A 20,947-nucleotide genomic window follows, 5' to 3' on the forward strand; every position below is an offset into this window, starting at 1 on the left:
ACCCCTCGACTTGCATGTGTTAAGCCTGCCGCTAGCGTTCATCCTGAGCCAGGATCAAACTCTTCATCGTATATTTTTATAATGTATATTCGATGCGTTATTCTAGTCGGTTATATTTGAATCTCGCGATTCTATTACTCTTATTCCTTCTGTTCTAACATCGCTGTTAAAACGGCTGTCAATTCAATATGTCTACGAACGTAATCTCTTTATTTTTTTCGCCTTTCGTTTGTTTCTCAAAGCGGGTGCAAAACTAAAACTAATTTTTAAAACCTGCAAGAAAAATTTAAAAAATTTTGAAACTTTTTTTCGCCTCTTTTTCCTTATTTTTCTCTCAGTATTTCTATGAACTTCGCTTCGTTTGCGGGGTGCAAATGTAAAAAGCATTTTCAAATCTCACAAGCTTTTCGCAATCTTTTTTTTAGAAATTTTACTCCCTTTTTAATTGCCTTACCTGTCAGTATTTCGATGAACGCCTTCGCTGTTGCGGGTGCAAAAGTACAACCTTTATTCGCTTTCGCAAGCTTTTTTAATGAGTTTTTTTCCTTTTTTTTAAATCTTTTTCTTAACTAACTCATAACAGCTTATTTACATTTTGAGTTTTTTCTATTTATAGTAAGTTTTTTCTGAATAGAACCGGATTTTTGGCAGTTTTTACCCTTTTCTCTTTATCCTTTTTGAAGAGTTTTTATCTTTTACCAAGCTTTTTAGAGGATTTTTAAGGATTTTAAAACCCTTTCCTGCTCAAAAATTCTTTTGAAAACGCAAATCCATAGCCCCGATAGAAGCGAAAATCCTTTTGGGACCGGGGTTCGGCCCAAAAAGATTGCAGAGGATAGCGGGAAATAGCTCCTGATTATTATGCAAAATACAATCTAAACTATACTTATATTAATATGCATCTAAAAAAACAAAACCGACAGGTTTTAAAACCTGTCGGGTCTTTATCTTTACTTTTCTATCTATATAGTTTAAGATAGAAATGTTTTATCAAACACTAAGATTACTTAATAATAAGTTTTTCCGTAGCTGTTTTACCATCTTGTTCTACATTTAATATATATACTCCGGAAGGAAGCCTTGACAAATCCAACTCTTTACCTTCTGTTTTTAAATAAAACACTTTTTTACCTGACATATCCGAAATTCTAATGTTTTTAACTGTAACAGGATCTGTCTCTATATATAATTTTCCATTAGTTACCGGATTTGGATAAATTACAAATCCTGGAATCGTATTAGTTGGTATTCCTAAACTACATGCTGTAGTTGAAACATTAACTGTACGTATTATTGATGCTTCATTCCCCATAGCATCTTTCACTGTATAAGTTAAAACATACGTTCCTGAAGTATTCACATCTACAACACCTGTTACTACCACATCTGTAGTTATATTGGTATTTAAGTTATCTTTTGCCTCAACTCCTGCTTCTGTATATGCACAACCTTTATCTAACGAAACCACTGCATTACCCAATAATGTTATGATTGGTTTGGCATACTCTATTGTTACAGTCCAATTTTCTATTGTCCCGTCTTGCGCGATTACATTGTAAACTACCGGCGCAGCATAATTTAATACCGATACACCACTATTCTGAGGATAAGTACCAATTCGTAAAACAGCAAAATTTGATAATTGGAAAATTGGCATTAATTCACTTAAATCTGCATTATTATTAACATAAACAGTTACTTTTTTAGCCACCGGATCAATTATACTTGTACCAATCTGATTTTGCACTGCGTAATCAATAATATTAGCTTCTGGATTTTTTGCATTGATAGTAATATTATAATTAGTTGCAGAAAGTTTATTCTCTGAAATTACAGTAACTAAAAAGCTATTTGTATAATCTACTGCAATGGTTTTTGAATTTACCTGTAATATTCCGTCTATATAAAGCTCTGCTCCAGGTGAAACTACAAAATCTGCAATTAGATTTGTAACATCAACACCAAAAGACACTGTCTTTGTCACATTATTACCTACGATATCAGTATTAATTTCCTGAGCCAAACTTGAATTTGACGAGGTTTTGAAATCATACGAAAGTAATTTACTTTCATTACTTAAACCTGTAATAATTTTAATTGTATAGTTTTCTATAAGTCCTGTATTAAAACCTGTTCCCAGCACTGTAAATGTAACCGGATTAGTATAATCATTACCTGAAACACCACTTATTTGCTGAATACCGTTAATGGTTGCAATACTCTTCATTCCTAAAGAGAAATTTGCAACTGCATTTGTAGCATCTGCCCCATCATTTAACACTACTGTATATGTTTTAGTTATTGCATCATAAGATGACGATAATTGATTTACAAAATTGATACTTTGCATCAGAACCGGAACATTCCAGAATTTACCTTCCCCTAAGCCATCTGTGTCTGCATTTGTTACTACAGCTGTATTATCACTAATAGTACGATCAAAAACAAATTGCTTATTTCCTTCTGCAAAAGGATAATAAGCCAATAATCCTGGTTCGTTTCCAACATATTTTGTTGTAGCATTTGCAATAAGTGCTGCCTGGCTACGAACACCCGACCAGATACGGACCTCATCTATGTTTCCATTCAGACCACGTGCTAGACCAGCATTATTACCAATATAAATTGCTGATGCACTATTACTACTTGCTGCACCTGCCGTACCTGTACTTGTAAAAGGAACTTCTACGCCGTCTATATAAACTTTATAAACATTGGCTGCACTTACTGAATATGCAATATGATGCCAAACGTTTTGCTTGATAGAATTTGCACTGGTATTAATTACATACGATCCTGCTGCAGTTGTTATAGAAATCACTAAACTATTTTCTTTATATATAGACAAATTACTATCATTATGAATAAAGACCAAAGCTGTTCCTTTGTCTAAAAGCCTTCCATATACCGTTGATCCTTTTTGTTTCACCCAAGTTTCAAAAGTATAATTATTAGTAAGATTTAAAGCGGGCGAAGTATCTGTTTTTATAAAATCATTGATCCCATCAAAAGTTCCCGTAACATTTGTTACATAATCAGCAACATGAGAAATATTTAGAGTTTTGGCATCATTAGTCGGATCTGTATCTCCTGCTAATTTTGTATACACTTCTAAAGTATAATCAGCCGGAACACTTAAATTCGCTTTTGTTGAAAATGTATAATTAGCCAACGCACCTGCAGCAATTGTTGCGGTAACAGTTTCAACCACTTCAGCACCTCCATTTATTTTGTAGGCAACAGGGAAGTTAGAAATTGCCGTGTTTGATAAATTACGAATTGCAGCTGTAACTGTAACCGGAGCTTTTCCTGGTTTAATTGGCAGTGCAATTCTTTCTACACTTGCATTTGCAGGTGTATAAGGCAATACATCAATTGTATATTCTTCTACCTCAAAATCTTCTCTTGAACTGGTCAAACCATCGAATGTTGGCCCTAAAACTACATTATAATATTCTTGAGGAGAACGGAACATATGGATTACACGCATTTGTTTTTCTCCCGCTGTTGTACCTGCCGGAATTGTTAAACCTCCTGTAAGAGTAAAATTATTTCTAAAATAATGCGTACTTGTTGTTGAAGGAAGTGCAGGCGATGCAGATGTTTGTAATGTATTTACCCAAAAAGTCCCTGCATAAAATTCATCTGTTAAATTCCCATCGCCATTTAAATCAATAACTATCATTGTGAATACTCCGACAGAAGTAACTTGATCTCTACTAATTGGTGCCTCAGGTTTTGTTATTGTAACTTCTGGCTGATATGTAAATCCTGCATAAACCGGAATCTTTATTGATTTAAAATCAGAATAAGCTGTAGTTCCTGAAGAATTCACAACATCATTCCATTTAAATTTAGAAATAGCATATCCATTTGTATTTGTATGAGTTGGCAGATCGTTTTTATTATAAACGTTTTTTTCACGAATATCATTAGTTATATTATCATCTGCGATATCAACGCCGCTTTTAATTGTATAAGTTGCATCAGTAATTGACAAATCCGCTTTAGCAGTAAACGTATAACTTACTGTAGCATAAGCTCCAATAGACGGAACAAGCTCTGTCACTTTTGCCCCACCATTAACCTGATAAAAGACCGGATAATCTGTTAAAACATTAGGTCCTAAATTCGTAACCCTTATTGTAATATCATGAGCATTAGATTTTTTACCTAAAACTTCAGGAGCCACTATAGAGGCAATACTTACATCATTAATGGTTAATTTTGGAGCACACGTAATTGTTGCAATCCATCCTGGTGTATTTTCGATTTCATCAGAAACAAATCTAAAAGTTAATTCTCCATTTGTTGCTGAAGAAGTCAATGAAGACGGCAATGCATTTCCTGTAAACGTACCTAATAAAGGAGAAGAAGTATTCGGTCCGTTATAAACATATAAAAAGTCATAATCTGTTTCTAAATCAAACTCACTAAATTCAACTTTTATACTACTCCCCGCAGTTGCCGGCACAAACGTAATTGTCTGAGTAAGCTGATCACCATAATTGCCATAACGAGAACCACTATCTGTAAATTCTGCAGAACATGTTGTCATACTCGCTCTTGATCCCATTAATACATCTGAACCAATATTAAAAACCTGCTTGCTCAATGAATTATTACCAGCCACTGCATCTGTAGCATAATTTACATTTGCTATTACTGTATAAACACCTCCCGTCGAGAAATCTGCTTTTTGAGCAAAATCATATGACACTTCACTTAAAGGAGCAATAGGTCCTGGTATCGTTTCTACCACTTCTGTACTATTATTAATTTTATACGAGACTGGTATATTACTTACAGCAATCGGAGAATGATTGTAAACTTTTATCTTTACGGTTTCAGTTGAAGTAAATGCTGCATTAGTAGTTAATGCCAATAATTCAAGATCATTAGAAGTAGCTTCGAAAATGTTTACGTTATCAATATAAACTGCACTATAAACATTTTCACTACTAACTACAACAAAATCATTATCTATAACTGATTCAAAAGCTACACTAAATACAGTTCCTGCATAAGCTGATAAATCATAAAGTAATTCTGTATCACCAGACAAAGCTGCACCTCCATAAACACTAACATTTTGAGTACTTGCTACAGGAGTTCCATTAATTACAAGTCTGAAGAAATTTTTATTTGCAGCTCCAACACTGTTCCAAAGCAAATTGAACTTCAGACGCAATGCTTTTCCCGAAAGGGATGTGGCATCTATATCACAAAAAGATACCTTTTTAATATAATCCGGATTGTTTGTAAACGCATTTGCAGTTGTACTTGATATCCAAGGAGAAGCTGATGGAGTTCCTGATCCGGCCATTTTTGCTCCATCTAAAAAATCAGCACTAATATATTCATATTTCACAAGTCCTGTGGATCCTTTAGAAAACACATAATTAGCTGCTTTTCTTGAATTAAAATCCTCAATAAATGGTAAATTTAGCGGACTTAAAAGTGGTTGAGAAACAGGTTCTACATTTACTGCTCTTACTCTTTCAGAAACGATTCCAGTAGCTATGTCAACAGCACGGACAGAAAACCAGTTATCGTCTCCAGCCGTAATATTTGGAAAAGTATAAGTTGGATTTGTAACTGTTGCAACAACATCAAACTTATATCCATTCATTTTTAATACTTCATATTTAGACCCCGGAATTGCATCCCAATCCATTTGATAAGATGATGTACCACATGCCGAAGGAGCAATAACTAAGTTTTCCGGTTCTTTGATGATATTAAAAACTTCTTTAGAAACGTCTACTTTTGAGCCTGCAATAACTCTAATTTTTGCATTTGCAACTATATCTGCCGGAACTTTCCATGCAAAATTCCTTGCTGCTGATGGAATATCTTTTGCAATTAATTGATAAGTTACCCCTCCATCAACTGAATATTCAAGAGTAAAAGGTTTTGCTTCTCCTTCATAATCCCAACGAATATATTCTGTTGTTTCGGTATTGAATTTTTCTCCTCCTACCGGATATGTTAAAATTAATTCAGGAACCACATAATCGTAAACTACAGAAAATTGCTGCGTATTAAGAGGAACTCGCGTTCCTGTAACAATAATTTTATATGTCCCCGGAGCCGGATTATCTAATGTTACTTGTTCGATATTATTTACATTATCAACTCCACGCACAGCATTCGCATTCGGAACTGTTGGATTTAAAACCCATGGAAAGGTTGTTACACCATCTTTTACGATTTTGATATCTAAATCATTTACCTGAACCGATGCTGCACCTGGCGTACCACCTATATCTGTATAAGCAAGAAGCACTTTTAATGTCACTAATCCTGCCGGAACTACGATATCTTTTTCATAAGAAACACCATTAGCAACTGATGCAGTATAGAACATTTGTTTATCTAAAACTTTAACCGCACGTAATCCGTTTAAGTTTCCAAAACCATATTTGTAATCTGGCCCCGGATTCCCAGCATCTTTAGCTGTATTGGTTACCAAAGCTTTCATTAAAGAAGCCAATGGTTTTTCTCCGTAGGTATTTTTATACCTCTCATACAATAACGCCAATGTCCCTGTTACTCCCGGAGTTGCCATTGAGGTTCCGCTCATTACCTGATACGAATTACTGTAATCTAATGAATAAACATCTGTACCTACTGCAGCAATCTGAGGAACTAAACGCCCATCAATTGTTGGTCCGAAACTACTATAACTACTAATTAAATCATTAGAATTATTAGCAGCAACATGTAATGAGTTTTTTGAATTTTTAGTTGAAGTATTAAATCCTCCAGGATATGCCGTCTGAGCATTTCCATTTGAATATACGTTTAGTAAATAAGGATAAGTTACAGTAACGTTATCATCACCACGATCACCTGTATTGTATCTGCCTGTATTATATCCGGAAGTAAGATTTACTCCGTAAGAATTTGAAGTTAACTCAATTCCATCATTTACTGCCGCAATTACTCTTTCTTGCTGAACAGACAGACCATTAGACTGTGTATTAAAATTCCATCCAAACATCTGCACTTCAGGAGCCATTCCTTTTGCTTTTGGATCCAATAATCCTGCACCGCCTATAGTCCCTGAAACATGATCACCATGAGAAGAATTTGATTCATACTCTCTGTTTACAACTCTTCCTGTATGGTCTTTATGCTGTTCAAGATTTCCATCCCAAACACCAACCTTAACACCTTTTCCCGTTAAGCCATAACCTAACCCTGGAATTACTGAACCAAGAATATTTGCTTTATGTGATGAAACACCGGGTTTGTTATCGCTTTCTACCGGAGGCGGCACCAATTCAATATTCTGTACCCAGTTAAATTTAGCAACCTCTTCAAGTTTTTCTATACTTGCCTCCAAGTGAATTTCGCTAAAATTCGCATCATTTCTGACGCTTTTTATAAACAAACTTGCTAAATCATCTCCAATAGTCTTATTATCAACCCCTTTAAAGTAGCTGACAACAACTTTTACTCCATTGCCTTCTTTGGCATAATCCGGAATGACATTATCAACAATTAGCGGATCTAATTTATATTTAGGATCAACAGTAATCGATGTCCTTATATTAGCAAAAGCAGTACTATTATTATAAAATTCAGAAGAAATTTTAGCATAATAAGCATTATTTGATAAATAGCTCAGTAAAGTTACTCCTGCTGATTTCATTTTTTGCTGTTCATCGACCGTGGGTATTTTGGTAAATTGCAACAAAGTGTACTCTACTTTAGGAATTTGCTTTCCTGTGCTTTTTTTCTCTTTAAACTGTTGTTTAAAATTTGATGTCGTTACTATTTTATTTCCGTTTACTGAAATCACAAAATCAGAATCAGAAATCTTTTGTGACCATAATGGAATAGTCATTAATAACATAAATAAGCTAAGTAATTTTATTCTCATAATAATATCCTGTTTAATAAAATGTTACAAAGTGTAAACTTACAAAATCATTCTTACAAAATGTTACATTTGTAAATAATTTATTAAAAAAACATTAAATTAAAACAAAACATGGTTAATATCAAGTTTTACAACAAAACTAACTAACAACTTACAATCTCAGGACCAGATAAAATCAGTAAATAATAACAAAAATCAAAATAATTTAATTACATCCAACAAGTTGTATGTATTTTAGTAATAAGTTATATTTGCATTCACAAAATTATAAACAATGATCAAGATTACTTTACCCGATGGGTCAATTAGAGAGTTCGCTTCAGGCGTAACTCCAATGGAGGTCGCTAAAAACATTAGCGAAGGTTTTGCTAGAAACGTGATTTCTGCATCTTTTAATGGTACAACTATTGAAACCGAAACTCCATTAACTACCGACGGTAATCTTATTTTATATACCTGGAATGATGCTGAAGGTAAAAAAGCTTTCTGGCATTCGACTTCTCACGTAATGGCTCAAGCTCTTGAGGAATTGTATCCTGGAATTAAATTAACTCTAGGACCTGCAATTGCTAATGGGTTTTATTATGATGTAGATTTTGAAGATCAGAAAATATCTGAAGCTGATTTTAAAAAGATCGAAGATCGCATTCTTGAAATCTCAAGAGGAAAATACGATTTCAAAATGCGTCCTGTAACTAAAGCTGAAGCTTTAGAAATGTATAAAGATAATGTTTACAAGACTGAATTGATTTCAAATCTTGAAGATGGAACTATTACATTTTGCGATCACGCTACTTTTACTGACTTATGTCGTGGTGGACATATTCCAAATACTGGAATTATCAAAGCTGTAAAAATCATGAGCGTTGCCGGTGCTTATTGGAGAGGTGATGAAAAAAATAAGCAGTTGACGCGTGTTTACGGAACTTCTTTCCCAAAACAAAAAGACTTAACTGAATATCTTGAACTTCTTGAAGAAGCAAAACGTCGTGATCACCGTAAATTAGGAAAAGAACTTGAATTGTTTGCTTTCTCTCAAAAAGTGGGTCAAGGTTTACCTTTATGGCTGCCAAAAGGTGCTGCTTTAAGAGATCGTTTGGAGCAATTCCTGAAGAGAGCACAAAAGAAAGCAGGTTACGAGCAAGTTGTGAGCCCACATATTGGACAAAAAGAACTTTATGTAACTTCTGGTCACTATGCAAAATATGGAGCAGACAGCTTTCAACCAATTCATACTCCAGCTGAAGGTGAAGAGTTTTTATTGAAACCTATGAACTGCCCTCACCACTGTGAGATTTACAATGTAAGACCTTGGTCATATAAAGATTTACCTAAGCGTTATGCTGAATTTGGTACTGTTTACAGATATGAGCAATCTGGAGAATTACATGGATTAACCCGTGTTAGGGGATTTACTCAGGATGATGCTCACATTTTCTGTACTCCGGAACAATTAGATGAGGAGTTTAAAAAAGTAATTGACCTTGTATTATACGTATTTGGTTCTTTAGGTTTTGAAAACTTTACTGCCCAAATCTCATTAAGAGATCAGGAAGACAGAGAAAAGTATATTGGCACTGATGAAAACTGGGAAAAGGCAGAAAATGCAATTATCAATGCAGCAAAAGATAAAGGTCTTAATACTGTTGTAGAATATGGTGAAGCAGCATTTTATGGTCCGAAATTAGATTTCATGGTAAAAGATGCTTTGGGAAGACAATGGCAGTTAGGAACTATTCAAGTAGATTATAACTTGCCTGAGCGTTTTGAATTGACATACAAAGGTGCCGATAATGAATTACATCGTCCTGTTATGATTCACAGAGCTCCTTTTGGATCTATGGAGCGTTTTATAGCTATTTTATTAGAACACACAGCAGGAAATTTCCCTCTTTGGCTTATGCCTGAGCAAGCTATTATCTTGTCTTTGAGCGAGAAATACGAAAATTATGCTAAAAAAGTTTTAGATTTGCTAGAAAATCACGAAATTCGCGCCCTAATTGATAACCGAAACGAAACAATCGGTAAAAAAATTAGAGATGCAGAAATGCAGAAAATTCCGTTTATGCTTATCGTTGGTGAAGAAGAAGAGAAAAACGGTACAATTTCTATTCGTCGTCACGGTCAGGAAGGAAAAGGTAATATCACAGTTTCAATCGATGAATTTGTATCGATTGTAGACGAAGAAATAAAAAAGACATTAAAAGTATTTACAGTTTAACTTAAATTAGAAAGCCATAGCAATAAAAAGTAACAGAGGTTCTCAGCAACCTCGAGTAGAAAAAAAAGATGCACACAGAATAAATAATTTTATTCGTGTTCCTGAAGTACGTCTTGTAGGTGAAAATATCGAACCTGGGGTTTTTAAAATCGCTGATGCATTACGTTTAGCTGACCAGCTGGAGTTGGATTTGGTTGAAATATCGCCAAATGCTGAACCGCCGGTTTGTAAAATTATGGACTACAAGAAGTTTGTTTACGAACAAAAGAAAAGAGACAAAGCTTTAAAAGCTAAATCTTCGCAAGTTGTTGTAAAGGAAATTCGATTTGGTCCTCAAACTGACGAGCATGATTATGAATTTAAAAGAAAGAATGCTGAAAAATTCTTAAAAGAAGGATCAAAATTAAAAGCATTCGTTTTCTTCAAAGGTCGTTCTATCATCTATAAAGATCAGGGACAAATTTTATTGTTACGTCTTGCTCAGGATTTAGAAGAACACGGTAAAGTTGAGGCTATGCCTGTTTTGGAAGGAAAGAGAATGATTATGTTCATTGCTCCGAAGAAAAAGAAATAAGTCATAAAGTTGAAGATCATAAAGTCGAAAGCCAAAGAAGGCTTTTAAACTTTGAGACTAAAGATATAAGTAAGTAAGAATAAATTAAAACACTAGGAAAAATGCCTAAAATGAAAACAAAATCTAGCGCTAAGAAACGTTTTAAAGTTACTGGCTCTGGAAAGATTAAAAGAAAGCATGCTTTTAAAAGTCACATCTTGACTAAAAAATCTAAGAAACGTAAATTAGCTTTGACTCACTCAGCGCTAGTTCACTCTACAGATATGAAAAGCATTAAACAACAATTAAGAATTATCTAATAATTCTTTAGGTTAAAAAATTATTTATATAACCTTGGAGTATGGCTTTGAAGTTCCTTTGATTCAATTCAGGACGCCTGCTACAAAAACACATTAAAATTATGCCAAGATCGGTAAATTCAGTTGCTAAAAGAGCAAGAAGAAAAAAAATAATGAAGCAAGCCAAAGGTTTCTTTGGTAGACGTAAAAACGTTTGGACAGTTGCTAAGAACGCGGTAGAGAAAGCAATGAGCTATGCTTACCGTGACAGAAAACAGAATAAAAGAAACTTCCGTTCATTATGGATTCAACGTATTAACGCTGGAGCTAGATTAGAGGGAATGTCTTATTCTCAATTCATGGGTAAAGTTAAAGCTAACGGAATCGAGTTGAACCGTAAAGTTCTTGCAGATTTAGCTATGAACCACCCAGAAGCTTTCAAAGCTATTCTTAATAAAGTAAAATAAAACGTTTTATAAACTCAATTTAAGATTACTTACTTATCATAAAAAACCCAATCATTCGATTGGGTTTTTGCTTTTTTATAACAAATCTTATTTATCTTTAAACCGAATACTCAGAAATCATCTATATGCATGCAGCTCTTTTAGATCACATACAAAAATTCATTACATTAAATTCTGAGGAAATTAATATTCTTGAATCAAACATTACTCTTTCAAAAGTAAAAAAGAAAGAACATTTACTGAAAGAAGGCCAAGTCTGCAACACTATGTATTTTGTAACAAAAGGCTGTGCGAGACAATACATAATTAATCCAAAAGGAACAGAACAGACACTTCAATTCGCAATTGAAAATTGGTGGATAACTGATTATTTGAGTTATCATAATAATACCCCATCACATTTTTATATACAAACTGTTGAAAACTGCGAAATCGTAGTATTAGAAAAAAATGTCTTAGAATCTCTTTTAATCCAAATTCCTAAACTGGAAAGATACTTTAAAATTGTTTCCCAAAAATCATTTGGAGCCGCTCAAATGAGAATCAAATTTTTATTTACAATGTCAGCCGAAGAAAGATACAACCATTTTAAAAACCAACAGCCAGATTTCGTACAGCGTGTTCCTCAATACATGCTAGCCTCCTATTTAGACTTTTCTGCTGAATTTATGAGTAAAATCAGGGCAGGTAAAGTCTGATCTGAATTTCTTGAAGCAGTTCAAGTTTTTTAAAGTATACATGCCTGACCTTTGTAATGAACTTTAAAAACATATAAAATGAATTCAAGAATAGTTATCCCGCAAGTTGCTCCAGAAGCTTACCAAGCCTTAATGAATTTAGAAAAATATATTTCTACAACTTCATTAACTTCAACTCATAAAGAATTAATTAAAATTCGCGCATCCCAAATAAATGGCTGTGCTTTTTGTATCAATATGCATACGGCCGATGCGAGAAAATCAGGAGAAACAGAACAGCGTATTTATTTAATCAGTGCATGGCGAGAAGCAGATGTATTTACAGAAGAAGAAAAAGCAATTTTAGCTTTAACAGAACAAGTAACATTAATCAGTAATCATGTTTCTGATGAAGTTTATCAAAATGCCGCCAGCCTGTTTGACAATAAATATCTGGCTGAAATTATTCTTACCATTATTACAATCAACTCATGGAACAGAATGGCAATCACAACAGGATTAAGAGCTTCCTGACTTAATTAAAACAATTTAAAAAGGGCTTTTACAAATAGTAAAAGCCCTTTTCTATATTTTATATCCAAAAGGATAAAAAATTATGTTTTCAATTTTTTCTTTTTTGCTGCAGGAAACAGAACATTGTTTAAAATCAGCCTGTAACCCGGAGAATTTGGATGTAAATCTAAAACTGTTGGCGGATCACCTACCTGATGCTGAAAATCCTCAGGATCATGTCCTCCAAAAAAAGTAAACATACCTTTACCTTTTTCGCCATGAATATAACGAGCTTCTCCGTTTAGTTCACAAACACCCATAATTAAAATATTTGATTTAATTAAAGTAGCATCAAAAGAGGTCGTCTGTCCCATAAACCCTTTTACCAACTGTGTATGATTTTGACATAACATACTCGGAATCGGATCCCATTTGGCTGAATATTCCATTAAAGTGAAATAATCTTTTTCAGGAGTAATTCTACGCTTGGTAGTCATGTCAATATCTGAAAACTCATATTGTTCCGGCCTTCTTTCAAGTGTAAAATCTTTAAATGCAAAAGAATTACCATAATTTAATTTTGATTGATAATTTGATTCACTTGCGTCACCATCAAACATAGCTTCACAAATATCTACGCCATCAGCCGCCAAAGAAATATCAAAACTATCAGTAGCAGAACACATAGCAAACATAAAACCTCCTCCAATAACGAAATCTCTAATTTTTTTTGCAACAGCTCCTTTTTCCTGAGAAACCTTTGCATAACCTAATTTTACGGCTAATGCTTCAGCATCTTTTTTTTGTTCAATATACCATGGTGTATTTTTGTAAGCTGCATAAAATTTCCCATACTGTCCTGTAAAATCCTCATGATGCAAATGCAACCAATCATAAAGCAATAATTGATCACTTAAAACTTCTTCATCATAAATAGGGGTAAACGGAATTTCTGCATACGTAAGCACTAGTGTAACAGCATCATCCCATGGTTGTTTCCCTTTTGGCGTATAAACTGCTATTTTCGGAGCTTTTTCGAGAATAACAGATTCCATGTTTTGGGAAGGACTTGAAATTTCCTCTAAAATTGAAGTTTCTTCACTATCAGACAAAATTTCGAAACTTACTCCACGAATCTTACACTCTTTACGAATTTCATCTGCATCAGGCAATAAAAATGACCCTCCACGATAATTCAGCAACCAACTTGCTTTATAATCCCTGCTTAAACACCAATAGGTTATACCATAAGCTTTAAGATGATTCTGCTGGCTCGTTTCATCCATCGGAAGGAGAATAAAAGATGCTTTTACTGATAATGTAAATAAAAAAAGTATTATATATACTAAGGTTTGTTTCATTTCAAAATCTATTTAGTGTAAAGATATAAAAGGAAACATTTAAAACCTCGTCTCAAAAGTTTGATTTCATTATACTGCAAAAATTAATTACTTTTTTTACTTATTAAATCAAAAACAGGTATAAATACTTACAAACAATAAAGCACTTCTCGTTAAATTTGAATAATAAAAAAAACAAGCGAAAGTAGTATTTGAAAATTAACAAAATGAAAGTTAACGATAACAATAAAGAAACAAAACAACTAAATGTTTTACAAAAAATAGCCCTTGGTCTATTAGCCATAACCATTATATCTTATTATGTATTATCTATACAGTTTTTAACTAGCTAAAATTTAAAGAGTCAAAACCGCAATTTCATTTTGAATAGCATAAACAACTAATCCGGCAATATTTCTGGATTCTGTTTTAAGCAACAAATTATTTCTGTGTCCTTCTACAGTTCTTGGACTTAAAAATAATTCTTCGGCAATTTCTGCAGTTGTTTTTTGATTACAGATAAGTTGAAGTATTTCGATTTCTCGTGGTGACAAAAATCCTGACTCTAAACTAATTTTAGAGTTTTTAGATGACTGAATGGAATCCTGTATTGTTTTTAAAATATTCTCATTATAGAAAAAGCCTTTTTTGGCTACTTCATTAATTGTAGTAATTAAGTCTTTGGGAGTTGTGTTTTTAATTAAATAAGCTACTGCTCCAACCTGAATCATATTTGTTATGAATGATTTTGTTTCATAACTTGTTAAGGCAATAATTTTAATTTCAGGGAAAATTTTTCGAATAATTTTGGTCGCTTCAACACCATTTAAAACAGGCATTTTCAAATCCATAATAACGATATCAGGTTTTATCTCATTTGCATTCAAATTTGAAATCAGTTCATCGCCATTTGATGCCTCAAAAAGAATTTCAATATTTTCTTCTCGTTGAAGCAAAAAAGAAATGCCTTTACGAAATAAAACTTCGTCATCAACCAAAGCTATTTTTATTACAGAACCTTCCATTTCTTTTAGGCTTTAAATTCTTTAACGGTATTGAAATTACAAAAATATATCATGCAGAGTAAAAAATTATCACATACTACAAAAATAATACATCATAAAACAAGTAATTTTGTTAAAAAGTAAAAAAAACATCAATTCCTTTACCTGGATAGGAACTTATATTGATAGTTCCATTCAAAAAAGATATTCTGCTATCAATGTTTTTCATTCCAAGCCCCTTATGATTTTCAGAATCTTCACAATCAAAACCTATCCCATTATCCTTATAAAAACAAGTATTTATTCCGTCAACATTTTCAAAACGAATAGAAATCTCAGATGATTTTCCGTGTCTTAGGGAATTATTCATTAATTCCTGTAAGATCCTAAATATATGCAAATGCCTGTCTTTCTCTTTTTCATCAAAATCAATTTTATTTTGATAAGAAACCTTAACAGATTTACTACTTTCAAATTCTTCGCACAACTCTTCTACACCAGCATGAAGCCCAAATTTATCAAAAACCGGTGGTAATAAATTATGAGCAATTTTTCTTGAATTATCTAATGCTTTTGCGGTAATATTAATAATATTAGTAGTGATTTCTTTCGTTTCGTTCATTGTTAAATTAGCCGAAGTAAGCAAATAACTATTTAAGGATACTACATTCAATTTAGAACTAATGTCATCGTGCAGATCCTGGGCAATACGTTTGCGTTCTTCTTCCTGTGCAAGAATAACAGCACATAACTGATCCCTTTGATGTGCTAAGATTAAATCTTTTTTTTCTAATTCCTTTTGAATAATTTTCTTTCTGGAAAAATAAAAAAACACAATTAAAGCAACCGCCACAATCATAAAAAAAAGGGATATGTACAAGATGATAGCTACTATCTCTTTTTCAGGAACTGAATTCAAATTCATATAAGCTTTGTGGTATTTCTGTTATAATAGAATATAATCTACCATCAAAGATATTCTATTTAGAATTATATCAATAAAATAATTCAAATAAAAAATCCTCAGCAAAAAACGAAGTTTTGATAAGGATTTTTAAACGAATGTATTTTTCTGCTTTAGAAAAATATTTTATTCAAATCTTAACTGCTTTGTTTTTTAAAACTTATTTTCCATTCGAATAAGATAGTAAAGTAATATATTACCACCAAAAAAGCATTTAATGTCCAGCTAAGATATTTAATATCATCACTAAGATTTTGTGACAAATTTCCTATCAACAACAAGACAGTTGCACCAAGCAAATAAATAATGACACCAATTGTTACATAATAGTATTCTTTTGGTTCTGTAAGCATATTATAAAAATGGATAAGAGCAAAACCAACAATTAATAACGAAGTAATTGTTATTTCAAGTAAATTAAATTTAGTCCATTGAGAAGAATCTAAATAAAATTGTATACCAAAAATTATCAAAGCCAAAGTAATAGTAACAGTCACAATTCTTTTTTGAGTTTTGCTTTTAAATAATGATTTATAAAACAAACCCAACAAAATCATTTGCCCAATAAAAAAAAAATTGACTAATAATAAATTATTCATTTTTAAATGATATAGCACTTCCATACCAAATTGTACAAAAGATGTAAAAGCCAAATAACCAACAAAAAAAACATTAGCCTTTTCTGTCCAGAAAAAGCTAATGCTATATAAAATAAGGTTAATCAATAAAATGAAATAACCTAAATATATTAAGAAATCTATCATTATTATAGTGGAGTCTCAGGATCTCCAAAAGGAGGAACAGGACGACTTGTATCATAAACAACAGCTGAAGCTTCTTCACTTTTAGCAGCATTTATTCCACTTTTGAAAACATCTTTGTAAATTCCTGTTTCAGAATCGAATTTTGTTCCAACAAATATTAGTGTTTCTTCTCCGGCATTATTAATTCCTTTATAAGCACGAACCGCATCGATATCCTGATCCAAAACCAATTTCAAGGCATCAAGAGGAATTAGGTATCCTGTAATCTTTTCTCCGGCTACTTCTTTTGAATCACGGTATTTTTTTGTCCATTCAATACCTTCTGACAATGGTATTTCAACATTTCCAAAATTTAATTTTTCCGACATAATTTTAATTTGTTTTTGGTTAAAGTTAATATTGATTATTTAAAATATTTGTCTGCTAAACTAATAAAATATTTTAAAAATCTAAGATTTAAACCGAAAAAAGAGCACATTAAAACTTTAATAAAAACTACTGAAAAACAACAACTTAATTAAAAACAGGTATAAATACGTGTATCTATAATTTTATTATGATTTAACTTTGATTGTTAACTGTTGATTTAAAAAAACATTTTTATGCCAAATAAGATCATTTAATTTAAACAGTAAAAATTCCGCCTGATTCTTACAAGAAGCGCAATGAATTTGATAATTAACAAACTTTATAATTAATGCAATAGCTCTTAACTATTTATTGAAAAATTTGATACATGGTAATATACTTTTCATAACACAAAAAAAGGCATTCATACCATTTATTAGTATAAAAAACAAACAATAATCTAGTTTTGGGATTAATCGAAATTAATTTCAGTCAAAATATATTGCCCTAAAATTCAATTATTTAGAAATCAAACTAATATAAAAAGGCATAAAACACTTGAATATTATTTTTTAACTATATAACTAAAATCTATGTCTACAGAACCATTTATCGGAGAAATTAAAATTTTTGGATTCGACTTTCCACCTAGAGGCTATATGAGCTGCAGTGGTCAACTCTTATCAATTGCTCAAAACACTGCTCTTTTTTCTTTACTCGGAACCGTGTACGGAGGAAACGGACAAGTAACATTTGGACTTCCTAATTTACAAGGCCGTATGCCTATTGGACAAGGACAAGGTCCTGGACTTCCTTCTTATGTTATGGGACAGCTTGCGGGTACAACTAATGTAACATTATTAACATCCAATATTCCGTCACACGTTCATACATTAAATAGTGTTGTAGTTAAACTACAAGCTTCATCAGCAAATGCAGATGAAAGCGTACCGGAAGGTAATTTCCCTGCAACAACTACAACACCGTCTTTTTCAGGTAATGGAGCTACTCCAAATGTTTTTACTGGAGGAACAACTGTCAGCGGAACGACAGATGCAACAGGAGGAGGTCTTCCTATATCAATTATGAACCCTTATTTAGTTATCAATTATTCAATAGCTACTCAAGGAATTTTTCCAAGTAGAAATTAAACAACCTTAAAGCAACATCTTATGTCTACAGAACCATTTATTGGAGAAATAAAAATATTAGGATTTAATTTTGCTCCCAGGGGTTATGCAACTTGTCAGGGACAAATTATCAGTATTGCCCAAAACACAGCTTTATTTGCTCTCTTAGGAACAAATTATGGAGGAAACGGACAAACTACATTCGGGTTACCTGATTTGCAAGGACGTGTACCTATCGGTCAGGGACAAGGAGGTGGCCTTCCAAATTATACGATAGGAGAAACCAGCGGAGCCACTACTGCTACTTTACTTTTATCAAACTTACCACAACACATTCATACACTAAATAATGTTAGTGTAAAAATACAAGCTTCATCAGCAAATGCAGATGAAAGCGTACCGGAAGGTAATTTCCCTGCAACAACAACAACACCGTCTTTTTCAGGCAACGGAGCTACTCAAAATGTTTTTACTGGAGGAACAACTGTCAGTGGAACAACAGATGCAACAGGTGGGAATTCCCCTTTTAGTATACTGAATCCTTATTTGACTATTAATTATTCCATTGCGACAGAAGGAATTTTTCCAAGTAGAAATTAATTTAAATTATTAAAAGGAAATTTTCATTATGAAAATTTCCTTTTTTATTATTCAATACTATATGCAAACAATAGGAATTTTATTAGCCAGATCAACATACTATCAAACCATTGGTTTTGATCTTTATGAAGGATTACGTTCGGGATTAAACCACTTAGGAAAAAGTGATATTCGCATCATCTCGGAAAATATAGGTTTTGGGGCAGATAAACAACAATGTTATCGTAGCGCCGAAAGACTTTTACTTGAAGAAAATGCTTCTGTTGTTATTGCTTACATTGGACATCGCATGGCTCAATTGCTGCGACCTCTTTTTCTTGCTGCCAATAAAATGCTAATTGTTTTAGATGCAGGAGCTAATTTACCTCATGAATGGCCAACATGTCCTAATATTTTTTATCATTCGCTTCATAATTCCTTAGGGGCTTCTCTCGCAGCAAAAAAAGCGATAAATGACGGCTACAAATCAGCTGGTATGGTAACCGGATATTATGATGGTGGTTATTTACATACCTATAGTATCGCAAAGGGTTTTGAAGAAAATGGAGGAGAAATTTTTTTCAACCACGCAACTGGATACAAGTCTGAAGATTTTACTATAGAACCTCTTAAAAATCATTTGGAACAATTTCCAGATTGTGCGTTATTAAGCTTGTTCAGTGGAGATTTTGTACAGTGGTATTTTGAAGGTATCCAAAAATCATTTAAAGAACAAAATCTTCCTATTTATTTACCTCCATTTGGTTTTGAAGAAATGATGCTCGCTGATACAGAATATCCAGGAGACAATATAAAAGGTATTGCAGCATGGTCAAAAAAAATAAAGTCTAATGAAAATAAAATATTCATTGATGCTATTACCTCTACTGGAAGAACACCTAATTTATTTTCATTATTAAGCTGGGAAAGTGCTGAAATTGCAATAAAAATTTTAGACTTAATTCAAGAAAAAAACACTACAGCACAAATAGCCTCCGAATTACATTCATTTACATTCAAAAGCCCTAGAGGTAAAATTTATTTTGACCAAAAAACAAATACTTCCATTTCTCCTCTTTATAATGCAGTTCTAATTTCTAATGATGAAGGAAAATGCGAAATAAAAATAGAAAGCACTGCAAATAATGTATCTGAACATTTTGAAAAATTAATCAATCAAGATCTTAATAATTCAACATCTGCCTGGTACAATAGCTATGCTTGTATTTAATTATGGAAACACAAAAAAAAATATTAGTACTGTGTGGTGGTAAATTTGCTTTTAAAGCCCTTCAATTATTAGCATATGAAAAATTCATATGTGCTATTGGGATTGGTAAAGGAAACTACACAACTATTGATGCTCTTGAAAGAGAATCAGAAGAAAACAATTTCGGTTTTAAATCTTTTCCGGATAATAAAAGTATTTCCGAAATGAGAAACTGGATTGACACGATTCAACCTGACTATATCTTTTGCATCTCATTTCCATTTTTACTTACTGAAAGTATTTTGTCATACGGTCAAAATAAATTCATCAATTTTCATCCGGGTCCTTTGCCACAATATCGTGGACCAATGCCAATTTTTGAAGTTCTTAAAAATCAGGAAAACGAAACTGCAATTTGTGCGCATTTCATGAACACAAAATTTGATGAAGGAAATATCATTTTTAATGATCCTATTACTATTGAAACAGGTGATACTTACGGTAAACTATCTGTAAAATTAAGTGAACATATGGCGCAGGTTGCCTTGAATATGGCAAATATGCTGCAGTTTGCCAATAACATCCCCAACGAACCTCAAGATGAAACACAATCTTATTATTATGAAAAACCAGATTTGTCGGACACTTATATTAATTGGAAACGAATGACTGCAGAAGAAATAATCTCATTAATAAATGCTTGTAATCCATGGAATAATGGTGCAGATGCAACATTATTAGGAGAACAAATTAAAATAATTTCTGCTTATTTATTAAATGAACCTCATGAAAATCAACCGGGAACAATAGTTTCTTTTACCCATACCCTGAATATAGCTTGTGAAGATAACAAACAAATCGCAATTGAAATACTTAAAACAGATTATGGTATAATAACAGCTTCACAATATATGACACTAAACCCTGTCATGACAGGAATTCTCAATTAATTTTTCACAAATAATATTTAATTAAAATTATGTAATC

16 protein-coding genes and 1 rRNA gene are annotated in these 20,947 nt (G+C 32.6%); 10 read left to right on the plus strand and 7 right to left on the minus strand.

The window, feature by feature from the left end; translation table 11 throughout:
- Together GWR14_RS02600 and GWR14_RS02605 are read right to left on the minus strand one after the other, a co-directional pair.
- Window positions 1–70: ribosomal RNA gene (locus GWR14_RS02600) — 16S ribosomal RNA — on the minus strand; the annotation flags it as partial.
- 933 nt (window positions 71–1,003) lie between these two features.
- The gene (locus GWR14_RS02605) at window positions 1,004–7,891 is read right to left on the minus strand and encodes a S8 family serine peptidase (RefSeq protein ID WP_163407471.1); all 6,888 of its coding nucleotides are present in this window, start codon (window positions 7,889–7,891) and stop codon (window positions 1,004–1,006) included.
- 274 nt (window positions 7,892–8,165) lie between these two features.
- Between GWR14_RS02605 and thrS the strand changes: the two genes are divergently transcribed.
- The 6 genes from thrS to GWR14_RS02635 all read left to right on the plus strand — a co-directional run bounded on the left by thrS (window position 8,166) and on the right by GWR14_RS02635 (window position 12,642).
- Window positions 8,166–10,112, plus strand: coding sequence for a threonine--tRNA ligase (thrS, locus tag GWR14_RS02610; RefSeq protein ID WP_163407473.1), 1,947 nt, complete (start codon window positions 8,166–8,168; stop codon window positions 10,110–10,112).
- A 22-nt stretch (window positions 10,113–10,134) separates the two neighbouring features.
- Window positions 10,135–10,686 (plus strand): translation initiation factor IF-3, encoded by a 552-nt coding sequence (infC, locus tag GWR14_RS02615; RefSeq protein WP_163408044.1) that lies wholly within the window; start codon window positions 10,135–10,137, stop codon window positions 10,684–10,686.
- Window positions 10,687–10,787: 101 nt separating this feature from the next.
- Window positions 10,788–10,985: a 50S ribosomal protein L35 gene (rpmI, locus tag GWR14_RS02620; RefSeq protein ID WP_007810722.1), complete on the plus strand. Its 198-nt coding sequence runs from the start codon at window positions 10,788–10,790 to the stop codon at window positions 10,983–10,985.
- A 101-nt stretch (window positions 10,986–11,086) separates the two neighbouring features.
- Window positions 11,087–11,431: a 50S ribosomal protein L20 gene (gene rplT, locus GWR14_RS02625; protein WP_008464948.1), complete on the plus strand. Its 345-nt coding sequence runs from the start codon at window positions 11,087–11,089 to the stop codon at window positions 11,429–11,431.
- A gap of 125 nt (window positions 11,432–11,556) precedes the next feature.
- Window positions 11,557–12,129, plus strand: a complete 573-nt coding sequence (locus tag GWR14_RS02630; RefSeq protein ID WP_163407475.1) for a Crp/Fnr family transcriptional regulator — start codon at window positions 11,557–11,559, stop codon at window positions 12,127–12,129.
- A 78-nt stretch (window positions 12,130–12,207) separates the two neighbouring features.
- A complete protein-coding gene (locus tag GWR14_RS02635; RefSeq protein WP_163407477.1) occupies window positions 12,208–12,642 on the plus strand; it encodes a carboxymuconolactone decarboxylase family protein in 435 nt (144 codons plus the stop codon).
- 80 nt (window positions 12,643–12,722) lie between these two features.
- Here GWR14_RS02635 and GWR14_RS02640 read toward each other — a convergent pair whose 3' ends face one another.
- From GWR14_RS02640 to GWR14_RS02660, 5 genes are all read right to left on the minus strand, one after another.
- Window positions 12,723–13,982, minus strand: coding sequence for an asparagine synthetase B (locus tag GWR14_RS02640; RefSeq protein ID WP_163407479.1), 1,260 nt, complete (start codon window positions 13,980–13,982; stop codon window positions 12,723–12,725).
- Window positions 13,983–14,317: 335 nt separating this feature from the next.
- Entirely contained in the window at window positions 14,318–14,986 is a 669-nt protein-coding gene (locus GWR14_RS02645; protein ID WP_163407481.1) for a response regulator transcription factor, read from the minus strand.
- Window positions 14,987–15,098: 112 nt separating this feature from the next.
- On the minus strand, window positions 15,099–15,890 hold the full coding sequence (locus GWR14_RS02650) for a sensor histidine kinase (protein ID WP_163407482.1): 792 nt from the start codon (window positions 15,888–15,890) through the stop codon (window positions 15,099–15,101).
- Between the two features lie 176 nt (window positions 15,891–16,066).
- A complete protein-coding gene (locus tag GWR14_RS02655; protein WP_163407484.1) occupies window positions 16,067–16,693 on the minus strand; it encodes a hypothetical protein in 627 nt (208 codons plus the stop codon).
- A gap of 2 nt (window positions 16,694–16,695) precedes the next feature.
- A complete protein-coding gene (locus tag GWR14_RS02660; protein ID WP_163407485.1) occupies window positions 16,696–17,061 on the minus strand; it encodes a hypothetical protein in 366 nt (121 codons plus the stop codon).
- Window positions 17,062–17,634: 573 nt separating this feature from the next.
- Between GWR14_RS02660 and GWR14_RS02665 the strand changes: the two genes are divergently transcribed.
- The 4 genes from GWR14_RS02665 to GWR14_RS02680 are packed head-to-tail and all read left to right on the plus strand — an operon-like array spanning window position 17,635 to window position 20,910.
- Window positions 17,635–18,192, plus strand: coding sequence for a phage tail protein (locus tag GWR14_RS02665; protein WP_163407487.1), 558 nt, complete (start codon window positions 17,635–17,637; stop codon window positions 18,190–18,192).
- A gap of 21 nt (window positions 18,193–18,213) precedes the next feature.
- Window positions 18,214–18,771: a phage tail protein gene (locus GWR14_RS02670; protein ID WP_163407490.1), complete on the plus strand. Its 558-nt coding sequence runs from the start codon at window positions 18,214–18,216 to the stop codon at window positions 18,769–18,771.
- A 28-nt stretch (window positions 18,772–18,799) separates the two neighbouring features.
- Complete coding sequence (locus tag GWR14_RS02675; RefSeq protein ID WP_246236267.1) at window positions 18,800–19,981, plus strand: ABC transporter substrate-binding protein; 1,182 nt, start codon at window positions 18,800–18,802, stop codon at window positions 19,979–19,981.
- Between the two features lie 2 nt (window positions 19,982–19,983).
- Window positions 19,984–20,910: a methionyl-tRNA formyltransferase gene (locus tag GWR14_RS02680; RefSeq protein WP_163407492.1), complete on the plus strand. Its 927-nt coding sequence runs from the start codon at window positions 19,984–19,986 to the stop codon at window positions 20,908–20,910.
- Window positions 20,911–20,947: the final 37 nt, after the last annotated feature.

The organism is Flavobacterium ajazii (assembly GCF_010614725.1).
Taxonomy (GTDB): Bacteria; Bacteroidota; Bacteroidia; order Flavobacteriales; family Flavobacteriaceae; genus Flavobacterium; species Flavobacterium ajazii.